Genomic DNA, 17,323 nt, shown 5'->3' on the forward strand with positions numbered 1-17,323 from the left:
CCGGGCCGAAAAGCGTTGTCGGCGGAACGGTGGGGTGACGGACCGGCGGTCCGAGACCGCGCCGCGACCGCGATCGAAACGCATAACAGCAGAACCGGCCAACGTCGAGTCAAGCCGAGGTAGCCTAGCCTGGCCAAGGCGGTAGATTCGAAATCTACTGTCCATTCGGACACCGGAGTTCAAATCTCCGCCTCGGCGCTTCTCTCAGTTTCGCCCGGCGAGCGACGGCGCCGCCGTCGCGCTCCGGGCGATGCGCCTACCCGATCAGCGCGGCCGCGAGGAACATGCCGCCGGCGGCCGCCGGCGGGATGGTGAGGTTGTCGTCGACCGCCACGCCGCGGATGAGCGGCGGGAGCCCGTCGGCGATCGCCGCGGGGATCGCCCCCGCGAGCGCGACGATCACGCCCGGATCGGGGCCGAACTCGGGGATCGCGTACGGGACGGCGATCCCGAAGCAGACGAACACCATCGCCGCCACCACCGGGAGGCGCTTCGGCTCCGTCGCCGCGTTCTCGCCGAGCCCGCCGCTTATCGGGTCGCCGACGGAGAGCATCCACATCGCGGGTACGGCGAAGACGGGCGCGAAGACGAGCGCGGTCGCCGCCATCCCGGCCTGATACAGCGCGTACCCAGCGATCCCGTCGGCCTCGTAGTCGCGGACGAGCGCGTCGTACAGCGGGGCGAGCGGGCCGACGGAGTCGGCGAGCCGCAGCGCTTCGAGAGCCCCGGCGATCGCGACGCTGAGGATCAGCAGTCGCCCGGTGGTCTCCCAGGAGATCCAGCCAAGTAAGAACGGGACCGGGTACAGCGTGCCGCTGGCGTGGACCAGCCGCCGCTCGAACTCCACGCGCTCGCGCCACGCGGCGGCCGGGAGACGCACGCCCTCAGTTCCCCGCCGTCTCGACGTCGGTGTCGACCGCGTCGTACCGGTCGGCGACGGACGCGAACGGCTCGCCCTCCCGGAGCGCCGTCAGCTCGTCGGCGAGGTGCGCGACCGGGATCCGGACCTGCGCCGCGGAGTCGCGCTCGCGGAGCGTGACGGTGTCGGGCCCGTCGCCCTCGATCCCGTCGCGGTCGACGGTGACGCAGAACGGGGTGCCGACCTCGTCCTGCCGGCGGTAGCGGCGGCCGATCGAGCCGGAGTCGTCGTACGCGACCGCGAGCCCGGCGGCCCGCAGGTCGGCCGCCACCTCGTCGGCGAGCCCGGTCAGGCGGTCGTCGTTGGTGACGAGCGGGAAGACGGCGGCGTCCTGCGGCGCGACCTCGGGTTCGAGCGAGAGGTAGGTGCGCTCCTCGCCGTCGACCTCGTCCTCGCTGTAGGCGTGCGCGAGCAGCGTCTGGACGGTCCGGCCGACGCCGAACGACGGCTCGACGACGTGGGGCGTGATGTGCTCGCCGTTCTCGGTCACCACCTCGACCGAGAAGTCCGCGACGTCGACGTCGACCGCGTGCGTCTCGGCGTCGTCGCCCTCGCCGACCGTCACCTCGACCGTCTCGCCGTCGAACGCGTCGGGGTCGCGCTCCGCGAGGGCTTCGAGCGCCTCGGCGACCGCGGCGGCGTCGCCGCCGAACTCCGGGCCGAGGACGGACATGTCGGGGTCGACGGTCGCGCGCTCGACCGTCTTCGGCTCGTCGTACCGTTTGAACACTGTAAACGAGTCGTCGCCGTACTCGTCGTGCTTCGAGAGGTCGTAGTCGCCGCGATACGCGAAGCCGGCGATCTCGATCCAGTCGCCGTCGACCTCGCTCTCGGCGTCCCAGCAGTCGGCGGCGTAGTGGGCGCGCTCGCCAGCGAGGTGCTGGCGGAAGCGGAACCGGTCGAGGTCGACGCCGACGCGCTCGTACCACTCCTGCGCGACGCCGAGGTAGTAGCCGACCCACGGGGAGCCGATGACGCCCTCGTCGACCGCCTCGCCGACCGTCGTGTCGAGGTAGTCGCCGTCGTCGGCCTCCTGCTCCGTCGCGGGGTAGAGGCGGACCTCCACGTCGCGCACGCGGTCGAGCGGCGGCTCGTCCGCCTCGGGGTCGATGAACTGCTCCAACTCGGCCTGCGTGAACTCGCGGAGGCGGAGGAGCCCGCCGCGCGGCGAGATCTCGTTGCGGTAGGCCGGGCCGATCTGGGTGATCCCGAACGGGAGGTTCCCGCGGGCGTACTCCTTCAGCCGCGGGAACTCCACGAAGATCCCCTGGGCCGTCTCCGGCCGGAGGTAGCCGGGTTGGGCGTCGCCGGGGCCGATGTCGGTCGCGAACATGAGATTGAACGCCTCGACCGGCTGGCCGGCGAGTTCGGTGCCGCAGGCGGGACAGGCGATGTCGTTGTCGGCGATGAGCTCGGCGACCTCTTCGCCGGGCAGCGCCTCGGCGTCCTCGATCTCCGTGACGTCCTCGACGAGGTGGTCGGCGCGGTGGGACGCGCCGCACTCGGGGCACTCGACGAGCATGTCGTCGAACCCCTCCAGGTGGCCGGAGGCCTCGAACACGGCCTCTGGCATCACCGTCGGCGCCTCGATTTCGCGGTTCCCCTCGCGGATGGTAAACCGGTCGCGCCACGCGTCCTCGACGTTCCGCTTGAGCGCCGCGCCCTGCGGGCCGAACGTGTAGAAGCCGGCGGTGCCGCCGTAGGCGCCGTTCGATCCGAAGAAGAAGCCCCGGCGCTTCGCGAGCTCGGCGAGCACGTCCGCGGCCATTATAACCCCTCCAGCAGGTCGACGTCTCGGACGATCCCGTCCAGATCGGTGCCGGAGACGAGCGGGACCTGCTCGATGTCGTTGCTGATGAGCTCTTGAGCGACCTCCTTGGCCGTCCGCGTGGCGTTGACGGTGATGAGGTCCTCGGTCATGAAGTGGCGGACCGCCTCCGCGGGGATCTCGACGTTCCGGGTCGGGAGGTAGCGCGCGCCCGTCGCCTTGATCCCCTCCCACGACCAGTCGGAGTCCTGGTCGGCGATCGAGTCGCCGGTGCTCGCCTCGCCCTCGACGACGCGGGCGACCTCCAGGATGTCGACCTCGGTGAGCATCCCCGCGGTCGCGGCGTCGTCGTCGAGGACGACCGCGTACGGTACCCCCGAGAGCGCGATCTCGCGCTCGGCGACCGGCAGCGGCGTGTCGGTGTGGGTCGCGTTGACCGCCCGGGTCGCGAGCTCGCCCACGCGCGTCTCGCCGTCGACCTCGCCGCGGGCGATCGCCCGCACCACGTCGGTGACGGTGACGATACCGACGAGCTCGTCGCCGTCGACCACGGGGAGCCGGCGCGAGCCCTCGGCGGCCATCGTCCGGGCGGCGTCGACGATGTCGGCGGCGGCCCCGACGGTGGGGACCTCGCGCATCAGCAGCGCGAGCTGGTCCTCGTCCGGCTGTTCGATCAGGTCGTCGCGCGTGACGAGCCCGCGGTACACCTCGTCGCCGTCGACGTCCTTCACGACGGGCACGGACGAGAAGCCGTGCTCTTGGATGTACTCTAACACGTCGTTGCGGCTCCCGGGTATCTCGACGACGACGAGCTCCGAGCGGGGCGTCATGGCGTCTGCGACGTTCATGCCCGTCTTTCAGCGTGACACCTCTTGTATACTGCGAAGGTGTGCGGAGCCGGACCACCGGCACGCGAGGCCGGGCGGCGACACGCGGAAGCGGTCAGCGGCACGCAGGGTCTGGTCAGCGACACGCGGAGCTGGACCGCCAGCGCACGGGCCCGGGTCAGCGGCGATCGGACCCGGTCAGGCGGGGCCCTACAGGATCCCGCGAGCCGATGTAGAAACCGACACGTTTCGGCGGATCGTCGTTCGGCGGGCGCTCCGCGGAAAGAACCGTCGGCAGAGCGTCCCCGGAATCTCCGATCCGACGGCCGAATTCGATCGCGTTCGCAACTCTTATACGTACTGTGAACTATTCACAACCATGTCACGGAGTTCCACCCCATGGGACGACCCGGACCCCGACCGCCGCCGGACTGCGCTCCCGACGGACCCGGCGCTCGACGCCGCCGACGCGCCGGACGTGATGGCGTCCGTCGACTCGTCGGCGTCGCGGCCGGAGTTCGTCATCGCGGACGTCTCGCGAGAGGACGCGTGGGTGTCGGTCGACGAGACCGACGCGACCGTCCTCGAGGAGTGGTGTTGAGCGCGTAGCCGTCGCCGAGCAGAGCCGCCGTCTCGTTTTCCCGAATCGGTCCCGCATTACCGGAGCCCGCGGGCCGCTTCCCAGCCGCGGATCAGTGACCCGACCGTCCGGCAGGTCGGCGCCGACACGCCGCGCCGGTCGCCCCGGTCGACGACCGCGCCGTAGATAGCGTCGACCTCCGTGCGGCGTCCGTTCGCCACGTCCTCGTACATGGACGACCGGTTCGCCGCGGTGTCGGTGGCGACGCGTTCGACGGCGTCGGCCGCGCGTTCGTCGGACAGGTCCACCCCGACCGCACGGGCGACGCGGGCCGTCTCGCGGGCGGCCTCGCGGGCGACCTCGCCGGCGGGGCCGTCGAGCGTCGGGCCGTTCTCCGTCCGCGCGAGCGCCGACGGTCCGTTGATCCCGGCGTTGACGGCGAGCTTCTCGAAGCGCCGGGCCGGCATGTCCTCGGCCACGACCGCCTCGACGCCCGCCGCGTCGAAGGCGGCGCCGACCCGCGCGGCCTCGGGGCTCGCGCCGCCGGAGAGCGCCCCGACGACGACCTCGCCGACGCCGGTACAGGTGACGCGGCCCGGCTCGGCGAACCGGGCACCGTAGCTCGCGGTGCCCGCGAGGACCGTCGCGTCGAGCGCGGCGACCAGGCGCTCCTCGGTGAGGCCGTTCTGGAGCGAGCAGACCGCGTCGTACTCGCCGGTCGCGAGCGCGCGAGCGGCCGCGTCGGTGTCGTACGCCTTCGTCGTGACCAAGGCGAGGTCGGCCCGCCGGTGCGTCGCGTCAGTGAGCGCGCGCGGCGCGACCCGGGCGTCGACCTCGCCGTCGATCCGGAGCCCGTCCTCCCGAATCTCCCGCATGTGCGGGTCGCGCCCGACGAGCGTCACGTCGTGTGTACGCGCCAGCAGCCCGCCCACGAGGCTTCCGAGCGCGCCGGCGCCGTAGACGAGCACCTCCATGCGCAAAGAGAGGGGCGCCGGTAGAATAGTGGTAACGGTGAGGTCGGTCCGCCTCGCCCGAGAGCCGCCGACCCCGCTCGCCTCAGCCCTTCAGCCCGCTCCCGGTCAGCGGGACGACCACGTCCTCGTCCGGGCGGATCTCGCCGCGCTCGCGGAGGGTCCGCAGCGCCGCGGGCGCGACCGCGCAGGTCGGCTCCGTGTAGAAGCCGGCGGCGTGGAGGCGGTCGAGTTCGCGCGTCGCGGCCACCTCGGTGACCGCGAGCGCGTCGCCGCCGGTGGCGTCGATCGCCGCCCGGATCTGGCGGTCGCGGACCGGCTCGGCGATCTGGATCCCGTCGGCCACGGCGTTGACCGTCCCGTCCGGGTCGGCGGCGTCGGGGCCGCGGAGCGCTCTGACGATCGGCGCGACGCCGGCCGCCTGCGCGCCGTAGAGGCGGGGGACCTCGTCGATCCAGCCGGCCCGTTCGAGCCGACGGAATCCGCGATAGGCGCCGAGGAAGAGCGTCCCGTGGCCGAGCGGCGTCACGACGGCGTCCGGGGCGTTCCAGTCGCGACGGAGGGCGATCTCGTACGCGACCGTGGCGGTGCCCTCGAAGAACGCCGGGTTCCAGGCGTGGCTGGCGTACCAGGCGCGTTCGCGGTCGTCGAGCGTCGCGACGCACGCGTCCGTCACGTCGCCTCGGCTCCCCTCGACCCGGACCGGGTCGGCGCCGGCGCGGCGGATCGCGCGGAGCTTCGACTCCTTGGCGTCGGCCGGGACGTAGATCTCGGCCGCCATTCCGGCCCGGGCGGCGTATGTCGCGATCGCGGCGCCCGCGTTGCCGGAGGAGTCCTCGACGACGCGCTCGACGCCCAGCTCGCGGGCCCGCGTCAGCGTCGCGGTCGCGCCGCGGTCCTTGAACGAGCCGGTCGGGAAGACGTACTCCAGCTTGAACGACGCGTTCCACGGTGTGGCTTCGCTCCCCGCGTCTCCCGAGAGCTCGCGGCCCGCGTCCGCGTCGACGAGCGGGGTCATCCCCTCGCCGAGCGTCACCCGGTCGCGGGGGTCGTCCCCGGCGGCGAGCAGGTCGTCGAACGCCCACAGGCCGTCGCGCGCGTCGAACGATTGGGGGTCGGGCGCGGGACCGTCCGGAACCGGGGGATCGGCGAAATCGAGGGGTTCGCCGCACCGACAGCGCCAGCGGTCGCGGTACGTCTCGCCGCACGCGGAACAGCGGAGTCGCCGGGGGTCTCGACCCCTCGGCGACGGAGCGTCGGGGGCGCCCATCAGTACGTGTCGACGTTCGTCCCGATCGAGCAGACGTACTCCCCCGCGGCCACCTGCGGGAGCCGGCGCGTCCGCCAGAAGATCCCGTCGGTGTCGGCCGTCACGCGCCCCTCCAGCGCGCCGAAGGTGTCGGTCACCTCGAAGAGGACTTCGCCCGCGGAGACGCGCTCGCCGAGCTCGCACTCGAAACGGACCAGGCCGCCGGCGGGCGAGCCGTACTGATCGAAGCCGCGCGCCCGAGTCTGCGATTCGAGCGCGGCGTCGCCGTCGAGGAAGCCGTAGTGGCGGAGCACGTTGAACACGCCCTCGACGCCGTATCGGATCGACTCCTCGTCCCAGCCGACGCAGCCGCCGAGCTCCGGGTCGACGGTCGGGATGCCGTGCTCCGGGCCGGCCCGCGCGAGCTGGCCGTCCGGGCCCTTGATGTCGAGGACGTGCCCGCAGCCGAACGCCTTCGCGAGCTCCAAGCAGTCGCCGTGGAGCCGGTGGCGGACGCCGCAGCGCACGCGCGTCTCGTTTATCATCCGGCTCGTCGACCCCTGGTGGAGGTCGAGGATGTAGTCCGCGCGCTTGGCGATCTGGAACGTCTCGTGGGCGATCCGCTCGCTCGTCGTCCCGTCGGCGTCGCCCGGGTACCCGCGGTTCATCTTGCGGTCGTCGACCGGGTTCCGGTGTTCGGCGGCCTGGAACGCGAAGTGGTTCACGATGCCGACGACGAGGACCGAGCCGGACAGCTCCGCCGGGTCGAGCCGCGGAACGACGCGGTTGACGACGCCCAACCCGTTCAGCTCGTCGCCGTCGCTCACCGCCTGGACGTACAGCGTCGGCCCGTCGGCCGCGCCGTTGATCGCGGCGACCGGCAGCCGGACGGGGCTCCCGTCTCGCATCTCCCCCACCTCGAGACGGCCCGTGTCCGTCTCGCCCGGAGAGGCGCGGGCCGTTCCCAGCGTTATCATTACGCGAAGGTGGGGCGGCCGGGACTTTATCCGTTCGGTCCGCGGCGATCCGACCGACACAACCTTTATCGCCGCTTTCGCTCAACGGACTGGTACCACCCCCGCGGCGTCGGTCGCCGTCTCCCCGACCGACGGCCGCGGTGAGCCCGCTAATGAGTATCGACATCGACCCGCTGCGCGAGGCCGACGGGATAACCGTCACCGACCACATCGAGAACACGCAGTTCGAGGTGTACACCGACCGGCCGGTCGACCCGCGCCGGCGTCCGGAGTCGGACCACTACTTCCCGGTCGACACCAGCGTCGCAGTCGAGACCGGGGCGATCGAGATCCCGCGGGTCGCGGTCGTTCAAGCTCGTGACGCTGACGGGGTACTGTTGACCCGGGGCGACTGCTACGAGATGCCACGGGACACGTACCACGTCGGGATCGACCCCGCCCCGACGAAACTGTACCTCACATTCGACGCCGGGTTCTCCGTCTCCACGACCGACCGGACCACCCGGATCGATCTCGACACGCCGGGCACCGTCGGGCTCGGCTTCCAGTCGCTCCACCAGACGCCGGCGGAGACGATCACCACCCCCACGGACCCGGAGTCGCTGATGGACGCCGTCTCCCTGCTCGGCTCCGCGCTTCAGACGACGAGCCCGGAGCGGTCGTTCCCCACTCTGCGGGGTCACCCACCGCTGATCGAGCCCGCCGAGGAGTTCCGCGTCCCGGAACGTGTCGAACCCGTCGAAAGCGGCGTTCGGATCGTCGTCCCGCCCGAGTACCGGTTCCTCTACCCGGTCGTCTCGCTGGCGTACTACTTCGCGGCCGACGTGGTTCCCGGCGACGCCCCGCGGATCGAGGGCGACGGCTGGACCTACCCGCTCGAACCGGGGTTCGAGGAACGGACCGCGCGGGTGCTCCGACAGTCGTTCCACATGGACTGTCTCGCCCGCACGGAGGGATTTTACCCGGTCGACCTCCACGAGCGCGAGACGACGGGCCTCGACCTCGACTGGAAGCGGCTGTACAACCTGCCGCTCGCGGAGCGACTCGGCGAGTACCTCGAAGTCCCCTTCGAAGATATCAAGCCCGAACTGCCGCAGTGGACACTGACGACGGACGTCCGTCCCGACCCGGAGAACGTGGAGATGCTCCCGTTCGTCGCCGGCGAGCTGTCGATTGTCCGCTCGCCGGAGACCGTCACACCGGTTGACGACGACGGCGGCGTCGGCGTCGGCTTCTTCGGCGGCGCGGACAGAAGCCCGTCGGCGGCCAAGAGGCGAGAGGTCCCGGTCGGCGGCGTCGCGCCCGACGGCGGCGCCCTCGGCGACGCCGAGTTCGTGCGCGGCGGCGCGAGCGCTGGCGCCGAGAGCATGGCCGACACGAGCGCGGGGACTACCCGCGGCGCCGACGCCTCCGCCGAACGCGGCGGCGTCTCGGCCCAGACAGAGTTCGTCCGACCGGAGCCCGTCGACACCGTCGAGCACGCGTGGGTCGGCGACGGCGTCCCGCTCGACGCGAACAAGGCGACGCTCGACGCGTACCACCGCCGGCTCGAAGCGGGCCGGGTCGAGCAGTCGCGCATCTCCGTCCTCGTCGTCTGTAACGACGAGCAGATGCGAGAGGAGGGCAACGTCGCCGACCTCTACGGGCTCCGCGACATGATCCAGTTCGACATCGAGGTGCGCCACGACCTCACGCGCACGGAAATGCGCGAGACCCTCGAATCCGACGTGGACTTCCTTCACTACATTGGGCACGTCGACGACCGCGGGATGCAGTGCGCGGACAGCTACCTCGACCTGACGGACGAAGACCTCGAAATCGGCGTCAGCGCCTTCCTGCTCAACGCCTGCCAGTCCTACCAGCAGGGCGAGGCCTTGGTCCACCGCGGCTCGCGCGGCGGCATCGTCACCCTCTCCGACGTGGCGAACTCGCCCGCGACGACACTCGGTCGGATCATCGCCCGCCTGATGAACAGCGGGTTCAACCTCCGCACTGCGCTTCACGTGGCGAAGCGCGAGCTGATCACAGGGCACCAGTACATCGTCGTCGGCGACGGGGGAACGACGATTTGTCAGAGCCGGAGTGGAATTGCCGTTGTTATTGACATAAAATCGAATGATGAGTCATTGGACTTCAGGATGTGTGCCTTTCCGAATGGCCCCTACGGAGTTGGCAGTCTATATGTTCCAAATATAACTAACACGACAAAAAACTATGTCGTACCCTCAAACGCGGTATTCAATTCTGTAAGTGACAATCAAGTCCGAGAGTCACTTGAGTTAGAGACAGTCCCTGTTTTTTATAATGGAGAACTTGACTGGAGTGACAATTTGAACTTTTTATAGGCTTCTATTACGGACCCGGGTCCGCTGCAGCGATATTCGCCGCAGCGGGCGCCGCCTGCGACAGCAGCAGCAGCGCGGTGAACAGGACGCCGGCCATTTTCGGGTGCTCTGCCACGTATTCCGCCACACTTTCGTACATACTCAAAAATTATCAGGATAAATAAATATTAAGATTGTTCTGCGGTTGTATTATAGAGATATTTGAAGTGTGAACAGTTTGTATTAAATTGACATGGCCGCTGAACGCCGAGAAATCGCTCGTTCTGCTCCGATCGACAGCGGCTGAGAACCGGCGCGGTCGCGGGATCCACCGAGGACCGCGTTTTTTCACCGCGCGGCGCGGAAGGGACGGTGCCATGACCGACATCGAAGCGGCGATCCGGGAGGCGTTCGAGCACACGGAGTACAACCTCGGAAACGTCGCGGTCAACCGCCGACAGGTCCGCGTACCGGTGATTCAGGAGGGCGCCGATCCCGACGCGCTCCGGGCGGTGATCGAGGAGGCGCTCGGGGCGGACGCGCTCGCGACCGTGACCGTCACGACGGAGCGCATCGCCGGCGAGGACACCGTCGGCACCGTCGTCTCGTTCCGCCATCGGGACTGAGCCGACTGAGGGGCGATTCAAGGGCCAAACGGGGGATTCGGCTCGGACACTTCCGACCGCGACGCGGTACGGTTAACAGGGCGGTACCCGTACACACGGATCACACGATGAGGGCCGAGGACGGACACGACGGCGCACAGTACCTCGCCGGCTCGCCCGTTCGGGTCGCGATACTCCGGGCGCTGCGCGACGACCCGCGGCGCCCGGCGGAGTTGGCCGACGCGGTCGACGCGACCCGAACGACGGTCCAACGGAGCCTCGGCGGGTTCCGCGAGCGGGACTGGGTGGTGAAACGCGACGCCGCCTACCGGGTGACGCCGACCGGCGAGCGCGTCCACGACGCCTACGAGACGCTCCTGACGGAGGTCGAACGCGGCGAGCGGTACGGCGGGTTCGCCGAGACCCTCGAACGGGCCGGCGTCGACTTCCCGCCGGAAGGGATCCCCGACAGCGACATCACCGTCGCGTCCGAGAAGAACCCCCTCGCGGTCGTCGACCGGCTGACGGAGCTCCTCCACGAGAACCACGGCGGCGAGGTCCGGGCCGTCTCCCCGGTCGTCATCCGGCAGTTCAACGACGCGGCGGCCGCGGCGCTCGACGACGGCGCGAACGTGGAGCTGATCATCGACCGCGACGCGGCCGACACGTCGGTCGCGGAGTTCGAACCCGCGACCGACCGCGCGCTGGACGACGACGCCGCGGAGGTGTACGTCAGCGCCGAGCCGATCGAGTACGGGCTCTTCCGCTGCGGTGACGTGGCCTGCGTGGCCGCGTACGACGAGCAGAACAACCCGCGATGCGTCATCGAGTCGACCGACGACGCAGTCGTGGACTGGGTCGACGACGCGTTCGCGTCGCTGCGAGCCGACGCGACGCGGCTCTCGACGGTCGTCGAGCGCGCCTGAGAAGAGACGCGGAGGTCGCTACGCGTCGTCGCCGTCCTCGGCCGCGTCGTCGGCGTCGTCGTCCGGGTCGAAGTTCGCGGGAACGACCGTCGGGTGGTCGATGCCGACGGAGGGCGTGGTGGCGCTCATGGCTCTATTAGATGCTAGGCGAACGACACACTAAAAATTACCCATAGGCATAACGCATCCGTGTGCGGACGTCGGATGCGTTACGGTTATACAGCGTTACGCGATCTGTTCGTCGTACAGGTCCTGCGCGTGCTCGATGGCGTCCTTCGCGGCCTGTTTGTCCTCCCAGCCGAGCGTTTCGACCTCCTTGCCGGCCTCGAGGTTCTTGTAGGTCGCGAAGAACTCGTCTATCTCGTCGAGGGTCTGCTGGGGGATGTCGTCGAGGTCCTCGATGTGGTCGAATCGGGGGTCCTCGGTCGGCACCGCGATCACCTTGTCGTCCTGCTCGCCGTCGTCGTCCATCTTCATCAGCGCGACGGGGCGGGCCTCAACGACGCAGCCGGGGAACGTCTGGTCCTCGACGAGCACCATCACGTCGAAGGGGTCCTCGTCGTCGTAGTACGACTGCGGGATAAAGCCGTAGTCGTACGGGTAGTGGACGTTCGAGTGGAGCACCCGGTCTAAGACGACGCCGGGAATGTCCTTGTCGTACTCGTACTTGTTCCGCTCGCCTTTGAGGCACTCGACGACGGCGTAGATCTCGTCCGGCGCGTTCGGTCCCGTCTCGAGATCTTCCCAGAGGTTGGCCATGTGCCCGATGATGGGTGGATGTCGGGCAAAGTCCTTTCGGGATCGCACGGGGGCACGCCGTCCGAAGCCGTCCGGAGTCGTCATCGGCGGATCGGGCATCACCGGCCCGGAGCGGGCCGAGAGCCGGATTTGGGGGTTTCGATCGGACGCCGAACACCAATTCTGGCTGACGGATCGTCGGCGTACCAGCGGACGCGGAATCGATCGGTCGAACGCCCCGAGCCGCCGGATCGAACGCGCATCCGCCGAGAGAGCGCGCCTACCGACGCACTCGGATAAATCCGGGAAGTGACGCATCGCAATGATAGTGACTGTTGAGAAGGATTATAAGTTCGAGCGCCCTCCGTACTACCATGTCAGAGGCACAATCAGTCCCTGATGAGTCGACAGCCGCGAGCGATCTCACCGCGTTCCAGCAGAACATCCTCAGCATCCTGGCCGAGGAGCCAATGTACGGTCTCGCCATCAAGCGGGAACTCGAGGCGTACTACGGCTCCGAAGTGAACCACGGTCGCCTGTACCCCAACCTCGACGACCTCGTCGACCACGGGCTCGTCGAGAAGAGCGAACTCGACAAGCGGACGAACCAGTACGAGCTCACCGACGCGGGCCACGACGTCGTCCTCGACCAGATCGAGTGGGTCCTCGACCGCTTCGTCACCGACGAGGAACGCGCAGACGAGGTCCGGGCGCTGCTCGAGTAACGAGATTCGGACGCGACGCCGGCGCGGCGAGCGGCACCGAACACCGAACGAACATTTTGGCACACGGCGCGGCGAAAGCCGCGTTCTCTTTCCGCTGAGTCGCTGCTACGTCGAATTGTCGTCTCCGCGACCGCCGGCCTCGTCGCCGCCGTCAGCGCCGTCGGGATCGGCGGCGCCCGCGTCCGCGGCGGGACCGTCGACCCCGGCCGCGACCGACTCGATCACCGAGAGCGACTCGTCGACCGCGGCGAGCTGCTCGTCGGTCGGCCAGCCGTTGCGGACCAGATACTCCTCTCGGAACTCGGTACGCATCGCCGGCGTGGCGTCGTCGACGAGGCGGACGTAGTGGTTGCTCATGAACGCCGCGAACGTCTCGGCGGTCCGGGCGTGGACGTCCGCCTCCCGCTCGGCGACGGCCTCGGCGACCGCCTCGTTGTACGCGGCCACCTCGCGGTAGCGGTCGGCGTCGCCGGGGCCGGACAGCGACACTTCGACGGCGCGCTCGGTGTCCTCGACGCGGTCGAGCTGGACGGTCCCGTCGTCCATCCACTCGTCGGGGTACAACACGAGCGCGTCGTCCTCGTCGCGGACGCGCGCGGTGTAGCCGTACTCGGCAGCGAGGGCGTCGCGCCGCTCCCGGTACTGGTCGGCCGCCTGCTCGATCTCCGGCGTCGGCTCCGCGGACTCGGCCTCGCGGGCGAGCCGCGTGAGCCGCTCCGCCTCGTCGACCGCCTCGACCGGGACATCCGGGACGCGCTCGTCGTCGGGTTCGGGCGTTTCCGCGGTCGCGGAGTCGTCCGCCCCCTCGCCCGCCGCCGCGTCCATCATCTCCCGCGCGCGCTCCTTCGCCCACTCCGGCGGTTCGTCGTCAGTTCGCGTCATCGAGTGCCTCGTTCGCCAGATCGTCGGCGCGTTCGTTTATCTCCCGCGGTACGTGCGCGATCGACCACCGGTCGAACCGCTCCAGCAGCTCCCGGGCCCGGACGCGACGCTCGCGGAGTTCCGGGTCGTTGGTGTTCCACTCGCCGCGGACCTGCCTGACGATCAGCTCCGAGTCGCCGCGGACGTCGATCGCGTCGAAGCCGTACTCGTCGGCCGCCTCCAGCGCACGGACCAGCGCGGCGTACTCGGCCTGGTTGTTCGTCGCGCGGCCGATCGGCTCGCCGCCCTCGGCGACGACCCCGTCGGACGTGACCAGACACCAGCCGACCGCGGCCGGACCGGGGTTGCCGCGGGAGGCGCCGTCGAAGTAGACGTGCGCGCGCCCGCCGCCGTCGCGCAGCAGGGCGGTCAGGCGGGTGGGGTCGCTCCCCTGGACGACGACCTTGTCGTCGTACGCGACCGCGACGGCCCCGTCGCGGTCGGCGCGCCACCGCTCGTGTGGCGTGTTGCCCTCGTCGATCCGAACGCCCGCGTCGGCGAGGCGCTCGCGCGCGGCGGCCGGGTCGCAGTCGATCGTCGGCATTCGGCCGGACTCCGCGCTCGCCGGACAAAGGGCTGTCCGTCCGCCGCCGGAAAAAAGCCCGAACGGATGAGGCGCAGCCGACACGGGCGGTGCGTCCCCCGATCACGACGCGATGGCCGCGTCGAACGTCGAGTCGAACCTGCTGGCGTCGCTCGACGCCGTCCGAGAGCGGTCCGGCACGGTCGTCGTCACCTGTCGCTACCGGTGCGCGACCGGGTCCGAGTTCGGCGGCGAGTGGCGCGGCGTGCCGGTCGGGCCGCTCCTCGACGGGGCGCCGCCGGACACGACCCACCTCCGCGTCGAGTCCGCGGACGGGTACCGCGCGCACGTCGCGGTGCGAGAGGCGCTCGACGCCGTCGTCGCGACGGAGCGCCTCGACGGCCCGGCGGACGGCCTCCCGCGGCTCGTCGGCCCGGGATTCGACAGTTCGCAGGCCGTCAGGGACCTCGCGGCGCTCGCGCCGGTCGCGCTCCCGCCAGACGCCGACCCCGTGCCGGGGACCGTGGGCTGAGACGGGTCGGAGCCGGGCGGCGAGTGAAACGCGAGGGCATAAACCGGGAGAGACCGGGTACCAACGCATGAGTCCCGCGACGCGAGACGCTGGCGCGACGGACGGGTCCGCGGCCGGAGAGTCGCGGGCGGCCGACGACGCGCGGGGAACCGACCGCACCCTCCCGACCGTCGTCGGCGTCGCGGGCCCGCGCGGGTCGGGGAAGACGTCGCTGATCGAGCGACTCGTCGACGCGTTCGCCGCGGTCCGCGAGGCGGTCGACGCGGTCGATCCGCCGGAGTCGCTTGACCGACTGGACGGGCCGGGGGGCGAACCCGCGGCGTCCGGGGGGCGTTCCGACGAATCCGCGTCCGACTGGACGTCGCACGAAGGTGTGGTAACGACCCACACGGTAACGAACTTTTAAGTTAAACGGATTGGATAGCATATAAATGCGATGACACGGCCCACCCGGCAACGGGATCACGACCGGCAGCGCGTGGGGGACGAGGACGCCGAGGAAGACGAGATCGACGTCGAGGCGATCGAAGACGTCGACGAACTGGACCCCGAGGACTTCGATCCGGAGGATCTCACCCGGACGGCCGACGGGGAGCTGATACACGAGGAGACGGGGATGATCATCGAAGACGAGCAGATCGATCCCGGCCCGGAGTGGCGCGCGTTCAACCACTCGGAGCGGCAGGAGAAGTCGCGCGTCGGCGCCCCGACGACGAAGACGATGCACGACAAGGGGCTGACGACGACGATCGACTGGAAGGACAAGGACGCGTACGGGCGCTCTATCTCGTCGAAGAAGCGCTCGCAGATGCACCGACTGCGAAAGTGGCAGGAGCGAATTCGAACCAAGGACGCGGGCGAGCGCAACCTCCAGTTCGCGCTCTCGGAGATCGACCGCATGGCGAGCGCGCTCGGCGTCCCGCGCTCGGTGCGGGAGGTCGCCTCGGTCATCTATCGACGCGCGCTCAACGAGGACCTGATCCGCGGCCGCTCCATCGAGGGCGTCTCCACCGCCGCCCTCTACGCCGCCTGCCGCAAGGAGGGCATCCCCCGGAGCTTGGAGGAGATTTCTGAGGTGTCTCGTGTCGACCGAAAGGAGATCGGCCGGACGTACCGCTACATCTCCCAGGAGCTCGGGCTGGAGATGCGGCCGGTCGACCCGAAGAAGTACGTCCCGCGATTCTCCTCGGAGCTGGAGCTGAGCGAGGAGGTCCAGTCGAAGGCGAACGAGATCATCGAGACGACCGCCGAGCAGGGGCTGCTCTCCGGGAAGTCCCCCACCGGCTACGCCGCCGCCGCCATCTACGCCGCGTCGCTGCTCTGTAACGAGAAGAAGACCCAGCGCGAGGTCGCCGACGTGGCGCAGGTCACCGAGGTCACCATCCGGAATCGGTACCAAGAGCAGATCGAGGCGATGGGGATCCACAGCTAACGGCCTCGCGGAAGCGGCACGGTTTTTCTCCTCGACGTTCAATCGCGAGACATGCTGGTCTGCGGAACCCACCGCGGACTGTATCGGCTCGACGGACCGCACGACGACCCGACGCGGACGGCCGAGTGCGGCCGCGTCCACGAGGTCGCACCGAGCGGCGACGCGCGACTCGCCGCGACCGCGGACGGGCTGTTCCGGTCGCCGGACGGCGAGGACTGGCGACCGCTCGACGGCCCGGACGACCCCGTCTCCGTGCTCGCCGGCCCCGAGACCGTGTTGGTCGGGACCGGCGACGCCGACGTGCTGCGCGCGCGACCGGCGACCAACGGGTGGCGCTTCGACCTGGTCGGCGACCTCGGCGCGCACCCGCACGGCGACCGCTGGCGGGACCGCGCGCCGAGCGGGGCGCCGAGCGTCAGGACGCTGGCCGTCCACCCGGACGACGGCGTCCTCGCGGGGTTAGAGCCCGGCGGCGTCTACGCGTTCGCTGGCGACTTCTGGCGGCGGTACGGGGAGGGCGTCCACGACCTGCGCGTGCTCGGTGGCGGGGGCGTGGTCGCCGCCACCGGGAACGGGCTCTATCGGACGGACGGCGGCGACCGGTGGTACCGGCTCGATACCGACTTCTGGGACTTCTGGGCGAACTACTTCCGGGAGTCGGTCGTCCACGACGGCCGCCTCTACGCCAGCGCGAACCGCTGGGGACCGGAGGCGCCCGCGGGCGTGACCCTCTCGGCGGCCGCGGACGACCCCGCGTTCGACGCCGTCGCCGATCCGTTGCCCGCCGCCGATCCGGCGTTCGCGATCTCCTGGGCGGTCGTCGATGGGGCGCTCGTCGGCGGGACGATGCGGGTCGACGAGGACGGGTTCGCGCCCGAGGCGTCGGCCCCGCTGATCCGCCGCGAGGGCGACAAGTGGACCCTCGGGGCCGAACTCCCGGCCGGCGTCACGTCGCTCTCGACCTGACCGTCCCGCGCCGCGGGGCCGCGGCGGCGACACCGTCAAGTCCGACTCGCCCCTACGGTCGGCGAATGCGGCTCGACGAGTTCATCGAGTACGAGGCGAACGAGCGGGCCGAGCGGCGGCGCCTCGCGAGCGAGAAGGACTACGGCATCCTCGATCACCTCGACTCCTTCGAGCGGCGCTTCGACGAGCACGTCTCCGACGACGCCGTCGTCGGGAGCGTCTCGCCGTCAATCTTCGTCGGCCGCGCCGACTACCCGAACGTCTCGACCGGCCTGCTCTCGCCGGTCGGCCGCGAGGAGCGGGCCGAGGCGTTCGAGACCTCCGCCGCGTGGTACGAGGA

The 17,323-nt window shown here is 70.1% G+C and carries 19 protein-coding genes, 1 tRNA gene and 1 pseudogene; 11 read left to right on the plus strand and 10 right to left on the minus strand.

Annotated features, from left to right (window positions below):
* Positions 1 to 113 precede the first annotated feature (113 nt).
* Positions 114 to 198 (plus strand) — tRNA-Ser (locus B9G38_RS03440).
* A gap of 58 nt (positions 199 to 256) precedes the next feature.
* Here B9G38_RS03440 and B9G38_RS03445 read toward each other — a convergent pair.
* Genes B9G38_RS03445 through B9G38_RS03455 form a run of 3 tightly spaced genes read right to left on the minus strand, consistent with a single transcriptional unit; the run spans position 257 to position 3,535 of the window.
* Positions 257 to 880: a hypothetical protein gene (locus B9G38_RS03445; RefSeq protein WP_049931383.1), complete on the minus strand. Its 624-nt coding sequence runs from the start codon at positions 878 to 880 to the stop codon at positions 257 to 259.
* Positions 881 to 884: 4 nt separating this feature from the next.
* Complete coding sequence (gene glyS / locus B9G38_RS03450) at positions 885 to 2,687, minus strand: glycine--tRNA ligase (protein WP_086219493.1); 1,803 nt, start codon at positions 2,685 to 2,687, stop codon at positions 885 to 887.
* Positions 2,687 to 3,535, minus strand: a complete 849-nt coding sequence (locus tag B9G38_RS03455; protein WP_049931381.1) for a CBS domain-containing protein — start codon at positions 3,533 to 3,535, stop codon at positions 2,687 to 2,689. Before B9G38_RS03455 ends, glyS begins: the two co-directional genes overlap by 1 nt.
* A gap of 358 nt (positions 3,536 to 3,893) precedes the next feature.
* Here B9G38_RS03455 and B9G38_RS03460 point away from each other — a divergent pair, with 358 nt between their 5' ends.
* The gene (locus tag B9G38_RS03460; protein ID WP_086216502.1) at positions 3,894 to 4,115 is read left to right on the plus strand and encodes a hypothetical protein; all 222 of its coding nucleotides are present in this window, start codon (positions 3,894 to 3,896) and stop codon (positions 4,113 to 4,115) included.
* Positions 4,116 to 4,171: 56 nt separating this feature from the next.
* On the opposite strand, the gene B9G38_RS03465 is transcribed toward B9G38_RS03460, so the two are convergent.
* The 3 genes from B9G38_RS03465 to B9G38_RS03475 all read right to left on the minus strand — a co-directional run bounded on the left by B9G38_RS03465 (position 4,172) and on the right by B9G38_RS03475 (position 7,291).
* Positions 4,172 to 5,068 carry a ketopantoate reductase family protein gene (locus tag B9G38_RS03465; RefSeq protein WP_086216501.1) on the minus strand — a complete coding sequence of 299 codons (897 nt, stop codon included), beginning with the start codon at positions 5,066 to 5,068 and terminating at the stop codon, positions 4,172 to 4,174.
* Positions 5,069 to 5,150: 82 nt separating this feature from the next.
* Positions 5,151 to 6,335, minus strand: a complete 1,185-nt coding sequence (locus B9G38_RS03470; protein WP_086219494.1) for a threonine synthase — start codon at positions 6,333 to 6,335, stop codon at positions 5,151 to 5,153.
* Positions 6,335 to 7,291 (minus strand): succinylglutamate desuccinylase/aspartoacylase family protein, encoded by a 957-nt coding sequence (locus tag B9G38_RS03475; RefSeq protein ID WP_086219495.1) that lies wholly within the window; start codon positions 7,289 to 7,291, stop codon positions 6,335 to 6,337. The genes B9G38_RS03470 and B9G38_RS03475 overlap by 1 nt, the downstream gene beginning before the upstream one ends.
* Positions 7,292 to 7,443: 152 nt before the next feature.
* Between B9G38_RS03475 and B9G38_RS03480 the strand changes: the two genes are divergently transcribed.
* On the plus strand, positions 7,444 to 9,636 hold the full coding sequence (locus B9G38_RS03480) for a caspase family protein (RefSeq protein WP_086219496.1): 2,193 nt from the start codon (positions 7,444 to 7,446) through the stop codon (positions 9,634 to 9,636).
* A gap of 7 nt (positions 9,637 to 9,643) precedes the next feature.
* Here the strand turns inward: B9G38_RS03480 and B9G38_RS18705 are convergent, their stop codons facing one another.
* Positions 9,644 to 9,775, minus strand: coding sequence for a hypothetical protein (locus B9G38_RS18705; protein WP_255375957.1), 132 nt, complete (start codon positions 9,773 to 9,775; stop codon positions 9,644 to 9,646).
* 217 nt (positions 9,776 to 9,992) lie between these two features.
* Here B9G38_RS18705 and B9G38_RS03485 point away from each other — a divergent pair, with 217 nt between their 5' ends.
* Positions 9,993 to 10,241, plus strand: a complete 249-nt coding sequence (locus B9G38_RS03485; RefSeq protein ID WP_086216063.1) for a hypothetical protein — start codon at positions 9,993 to 9,995, stop codon at positions 10,239 to 10,241.
* A gap of 107 nt (positions 10,242 to 10,348) precedes the next feature.
* Complete coding sequence (locus B9G38_RS03490) at positions 10,349 to 11,146, plus strand: winged helix-turn-helix domain-containing protein (RefSeq protein ID WP_086219497.1); 798 nt, start codon at positions 10,349 to 10,351, stop codon at positions 11,144 to 11,146.
* Positions 11,147 to 11,371: 225 nt separating this feature from the next.
* Here the strand turns inward: B9G38_RS03490 and B9G38_RS03495 are convergent, their stop codons facing one another.
* Positions 11,372 to 11,905, minus strand: a complete 534-nt coding sequence (locus B9G38_RS03495; protein WP_049931373.1) for an inorganic diphosphatase — start codon at positions 11,903 to 11,905, stop codon at positions 11,372 to 11,374.
* Between the two features lie 353 nt (positions 11,906 to 12,258).
* On the opposite strand from B9G38_RS03495, the gene B9G38_RS03500 reads away from it, so the two are divergent.
* Complete coding sequence (locus B9G38_RS03500) at positions 12,259 to 12,609, plus strand: PadR family transcriptional regulator (RefSeq protein WP_049931372.1); 351 nt, start codon at positions 12,259 to 12,261, stop codon at positions 12,607 to 12,609.
* Between the two features lie 105 nt (positions 12,610 to 12,714).
* Here the strand turns inward: B9G38_RS03500 and B9G38_RS03505 are convergent, their stop codons facing one another.
* The gene (locus tag B9G38_RS03505) at positions 12,715 to 13,491 is read right to left on the minus strand and encodes a hypothetical protein (protein WP_233127154.1); all 777 of its coding nucleotides are present in this window, start codon (positions 13,489 to 13,491) and stop codon (positions 12,715 to 12,717) included.
* On the minus strand, positions 13,478 to 14,074 hold the full coding sequence (rnhA, locus tag B9G38_RS03510; protein WP_049931370.1) for a ribonuclease HI: 597 nt from the start codon (positions 14,072 to 14,074) through the stop codon (positions 13,478 to 13,480). The genes B9G38_RS03505 and rnhA overlap by 14 nt, the downstream gene beginning before the upstream one ends.
* A gap of 112 nt (positions 14,075 to 14,186) precedes the next feature.
* Between rnhA and B9G38_RS03515 the strand changes: the two genes are divergently transcribed.
* The 5 genes and pseudogenes from B9G38_RS03515 to B9G38_RS03535 form a co-directional block, all read left to right on the plus strand.
* Positions 14,187 to 14,585 carry a pterin operon protein gene (locus B9G38_RS03515; protein WP_086219498.1) on the plus strand — a complete coding sequence of 133 codons (399 nt, stop codon included), beginning with the start codon at positions 14,187 to 14,189 and terminating at the stop codon, positions 14,583 to 14,585.
* A 67-nt stretch (positions 14,586 to 14,652) separates the two neighbouring features.
* Positions 14,653 to 14,991 (plus strand): hypothetical protein, encoded by a 339-nt coding sequence (locus B9G38_RS03520; protein ID WP_086219499.1) that lies wholly within the window; start codon positions 14,653 to 14,655, stop codon positions 14,989 to 14,991.
* A 30-nt stretch (positions 14,992 to 15,021) separates the two neighbouring features.
* Complete coding sequence (locus B9G38_RS03525; protein ID WP_086216067.1) at positions 15,022 to 16,017, plus strand: transcription initiation factor IIB family protein; 996 nt, start codon at positions 15,022 to 15,024, stop codon at positions 16,015 to 16,017.
* Between the two features lie 51 nt (positions 16,018 to 16,068).
* A complete protein-coding gene (locus tag B9G38_RS03530; RefSeq protein WP_086219500.1) occupies positions 16,069 to 16,983 on the plus strand; it encodes a hypothetical protein in 915 nt (304 codons plus the stop codon).
* Positions 16,984 to 17,048: 65 nt separating this feature from the next.
* Positions 17,049 to 17,323 (plus strand): annotated as a pseudogene (locus tag B9G38_RS03535) (hypothetical protein); the annotation flags it as partial.

The organism is Halorubrum sp. SD612, assembly GCF_002135005.1.

Coding starts and splice junctions, on each gene's coding strand:
- glyS (WP_086219493.1), bottom strand. CDS start 2,687: ATGGCCGCGGACGTGCTCGCCGAGCTCGCGAAGCGCCGGGGCTTCTTC.
- B9G38_RS03455 (WP_049931381.1), bottom strand. CDS start 3,535: ATGAACGTCGCAGACGCCATGACGCCCCGCTCGGAGCTCGTCGTCGTC.
- B9G38_RS03460 (WP_086216502.1), top strand. CDS start 3,894: ATGTCACGGAGTTCCACCCCATGGGACGACCCGGACCCCGACCGCCGC.
- B9G38_RS03465 (WP_086216501.1), bottom strand. CDS start 5,068: ATGGAGGTGCTCGTCTACGGCGCCGGCGCGCTCGGAAGCCTCGTGGGC.
- B9G38_RS03470 (WP_086219494.1), bottom strand. CDS start 6,335: ATGGGCGCCCCCGACGCTCCGTCGCCGAGGGGTCGAGACCCCCGGCGA.
- B9G38_RS03475 (WP_086219495.1), bottom strand. CDS start 7,291: ATGATAACGCTGGGAACGGCCCGCGCCTCTCCGGGCGAGACGGACACG.
- B9G38_RS03480 (WP_086219496.1), top strand. CDS start 7,444: ATGAGTATCGACATCGACCCGCTGCGCGAGGCCGACGGGATAACCGTC.
- B9G38_RS18705 (WP_255375957.1), bottom strand. CDS start 9,775: ATGTACGAAAGTGTGGCGGAATACGTGGCAGAGCACCCGAAAATGGCC.
- B9G38_RS03485 (WP_086216063.1), top strand. CDS start 9,993: ATGACCGACATCGAAGCGGCGATCCGGGAGGCGTTCGAGCACACGGAG.
- B9G38_RS03490 (WP_086219497.1), top strand. CDS start 10,349: ATGAGGGCCGAGGACGGACACGACGGCGCACAGTACCTCGCCGGCTCG.
- B9G38_RS03495 (WP_049931373.1), bottom strand. CDS start 11,905: ATGGCCAACCTCTGGGAAGATCTCGAGACGGGACCGAACGCGCCGGAC.
- B9G38_RS03500 (WP_049931372.1), top strand. CDS start 12,259: ATGTCAGAGGCACAATCAGTCCCTGATGAGTCGACAGCCGCGAGCGAT.
- B9G38_RS03505 (WP_233127154.1), bottom strand. CDS start 13,491: ATGACGCGAACTGACGACGAACCGCCGGAGTGGGCGAAGGAGCGCGCG.
- rnhA (WP_049931370.1), bottom strand. CDS start 14,074: ATGCCGACGATCGACTGCGACCCGGCCGCCGCGCGCGAGCGCCTCGCC.
- B9G38_RS03515 (WP_086219498.1), top strand. CDS start 14,187: ATGGCCGCGTCGAACGTCGAGTCGAACCTGCTGGCGTCGCTCGACGCC.
- B9G38_RS03520 (WP_086219499.1), top strand. CDS start 14,653: ATGAGTCCCGCGACGCGAGACGCTGGCGCGACGGACGGGTCCGCGGCC.
- B9G38_RS03525 (WP_086216067.1), top strand. CDS start 15,022: ATGACACGGCCCACCCGGCAACGGGATCACGACCGGCAGCGCGTGGGG.
- B9G38_RS03530 (WP_086219500.1), top strand. CDS start 16,069: ATGCTGGTCTGCGGAACCCACCGCGGACTGTATCGGCTCGACGGACCG.